Consider the following 286-nt stretch of genomic DNA (forward strand, 5'->3'; position numbering starts at 1 on the left):
TGATTTTCCCATTAAATGTTTATTCGCTGTCGCTATTTTCCGTTTTATTATCATTGCTTTGCGATTGCGCATTGTTGTGATGTGAAATCGCACGCGCCGGTACAACGGTGGAAATGGCGTGTTTATAGACCATTTGGCTGACGGTATTTTTTAACAGAATAACAAATTGGTCAAATGATTCGATTTGTCCCTGTAATTTAATGCCGTTCACCAGATAAATGGAAACGGGGATACGTTCACGACGTAGTGAGTTCAAGTAAGGATCTTGTAATGATTGTCCTTTTGC

1 protein-coding gene is annotated in these 286 nt (G+C 39.5%); it reads right to left on the reverse strand.

Annotated elements, in window-relative coordinates:
• Positions 1-19 precede the first annotated feature (19 nt).
• Positions 20-286 (reverse strand): RNA chaperone Hfq (hfq, locus tag ACO0K1_RS20320; protein WP_423029032.1); only part of this gene is annotated, 267 nt, incomplete at its 5' end.

The sequence above is a fragment of the Undibacterium sp. SXout20W genome, from assembly GCF_049340285.1.
Classification (GTDB): domain Bacteria; phylum Pseudomonadota; class Gammaproteobacteria; order Burkholderiales; family Burkholderiaceae_D; genus Undibacterium.